Raw genomic sequence first — 3,101 nt, forward strand, 5'->3', positions numbered from 1 at the left:
CAATTCCTGCAGCAATTGCTAAGACTATAGAGGTAGCTAATGCAGCAGCAAATGTAACTGCAAGTGATCTACTTACTAGTGATGTACTGTTTAGTGCAGATGGCAGTTTAGTAGCAGATAAAGGAGTAAATGGCAGCATTACAACGAGCGCAGATAATACAGGTACTATTACAATAGAAGCAGGTGATGTAGGAGTAGTAGGAGCTGCTGATAAAAAGCTAAAGCAAGTAAACTTAAATCAAGGTGCAGCTGCGAGTGTAGGACAACTATATGCAGGTAATGTGGATATTGGCGGTATTGGTCCAATTACTGCAACAGATTTACTAACGGCCACGGTAAGTTTTAGCAGTAATGGCACTTTAATATCAAATAACGGAATAACAGGCAATGTAGATTTTGCAGGTAATGAAGGAATATTGCAGCTTGCAGATGGACAAAAGATTACCGGCAATGTTAATAGTACGGGAGGTAATAATGGTACAATTAATTTTGAAGGCAAGGGGGTTGTTGATGGAATAGTAACAAATCTTACAATACTGAAAGCAGGAGCAGGAGATGTAGCATTTCAGACTTCAGGCGATTACTCTATAACAGAACTTCAAGGTAACGGTAGTGGAACAATCACATTCCTCTCTAATATGAAATATGTAGGAGGTATGAATATAACAGGCGGTCAGCCAGTCAATTTAAATCTTGCTAATAATACTATTATAAACGGAAATATTGGCTCAAGTACTAGTCCAGTTGGCAATATATCAAGTCATGATAATACAGAGTTTAATGGAGATATTAATAGTAATGGAGATATTAAGACATTAGGCAAAACATTATTTGCAGGTAATGTTGCATGTAATAATATTTTAGCTAATACTACCAGTAGCGACGCATTATCATCGTTCTCATTATTTGCACCATTGACTACAAATGTACGTAATACTATTAATTTTGATCAAGATAATGTTATTACGAAGTTTCAAGGCACAGTACACACTAAAGGCAGTATAAAGACGAGTGGTAGTACATATTTTGCAAATACTGTAAATAGCCAGGGCAACATTACTATAAATGGTGATACTAAATTTAATAAGACATTATCAAGTAGTAGTAATATAGATATATCTCATGGATCAAATGTAATATTTAATGGTGATGTAAGGAGCCGTAGTATTAATATCAATAGTTCTAATATCCAGGTATCAGATAATATATCAATAGCAGGTAATATAAGCGCGAGTAATAGCACTATTATACTTGATAATAAGATATTGACATTATCTGGCATAAATATCTTCACTAATCAGCTCATGATAAATACTACATATGATGAATCTAGTTTATCGGGTGGTCATATAATACTTGCGCCAGGTAGCACTCTGGATTTATCAAATATAAGTACATTAATAGTAAAATTGTCATTTATTAATAGTGATATCAGCAAAATAGCTGATAATACTAAATATAATATTATTTTGGCGGAGGATGGTAGTCACATAGTACCATTAAATGATCCAGAGCATCAGATTATACTTGATAGTAGTGGTGAACAAAATAAGTTTGTGAAGTGGAAGTTAGATGCAAGTTCTTTGACTTTATATGCGTATGATGATTCAAACAATGTCATAGATACTGATTATGTTTTTGATTCTGTACAGAATAATATGTTTATGGAAAAATTAAAGCATGTAACAACAAATAGTAGCGCTGAAAAGTTTAAGAATAATATGGGTTTATTAGATAAAGAACAAGTAGAAGAGATGTTTGCTAGAATATTAGATCATCCAAAAGAAAGAGATAGTGCTATAGTGCAAGTAGCATTGCACCAAACACTTACAGATACCAATAAAGTTGCTATGAATGCTATCCATAATAGATTATCGCATACTGGTCTGGGCATGAGCCAAGCCGCCGTTGCAGCTGGTGATGATAATGCATGTGGATATAACAATAACATATATGAAGATATTAGATATGGCATGTGGGCTAGATCCTCAATAAATCATAACAAAGATAAAGTCAGTGGCAAAAACGCTGAATATTTCAGTAGCTACAAAACAAAAGGACATAGTAATACTATAGGTTTTGACAGTCTTATATGTGATAATATTCTTTTAGGTGCTGCATATACAAACGCATACACTAGTATAAGACCACAAGACCAGAATATAGGTAATATAGATAAAGTAAGAACTAATATGTTCTCACTTTACAGTGCATATAATATACCAAATTATAATTGGTATTTAAATAGTACTATATCTTATGCCGAGAGTTCTATTAGAAGCGGCAAGACGCGTTATCTTGCTATAGCTAAGAATGCGCTTGATAGTGAAGTAGCATCTGGTAAATATAAATCACATTTATATAGCGGGAGTGTATCACTTGGATATAATCATTCTTTAGGAAATAACGCTTATGTGACATCTAGTCTTGGGGCGATAGGTTCATTAATCAGAGATAAAGGTTATACAGAAACTGGCACGAGTTTTCAGAATTTAACTGTTCATAAAAAGAGTTATAATAAGCTAAGCTGCAATGCGGGACTTAGAGCGTATCAGGATATTTATTTTAGACACCTGGATAATGTAGGTAATGCAAGTAGTCTAGTAGTTACTCCAGAAGCTTATGGATTTGTTAACTATAACATTAAAAATAAATCTCCTGCAACTGATGCAAGAATACAAGGTATAGATGAGCGTTTACCAACAATAAACTACAGAAGTAACAAAGTAGATTATAATTTAGGTTTAGGTGTTACAATTAAACATAACATGATGGAATATGGTATTAATTATGATGCTAATTTAGCGAAAAAATATCAAGGGCATACAGGTAGTATTAAAGTAAGAGTTAATTTGTAAATTGCCAACAAATAAAGATTCAATTCTATAAAAGTGATGTCTACTAAATTATAATTTAGTAGACAGTTAAAAAGGCTCTGTCGCATCTATTGCCAAGAGCTGAGTATAATGGCCTGAAAAATCAAGACAAAATATATGAACAATGTACTTGGTAATGTTGCTTAAAATTGAGCTGCTATTTGTTCATAATGTTGTACGTAATCCAGATAAACATTCATAGGTTTTTTATACCCAATACTTGAA

General features: G+C 33.0%; 1 protein-coding gene. It reads left to right on the forward strand.

Going from position 1 to position 3,101, the window contains the following annotated elements; translation table 11 throughout:
• Positions 1-2,858, forward strand: a 2,858-nt coding sequence (locus AC1Z7D_RS06695) for an autotransporter family protein (protein WP_482603058.1), incomplete at its 5' end; no start/stop codon positions are given.
• Positions 2,859-3,101: the final 243 nt, after the last annotated feature.

Source organism: Rickettsia sp. (assembly GCF_965035265.1).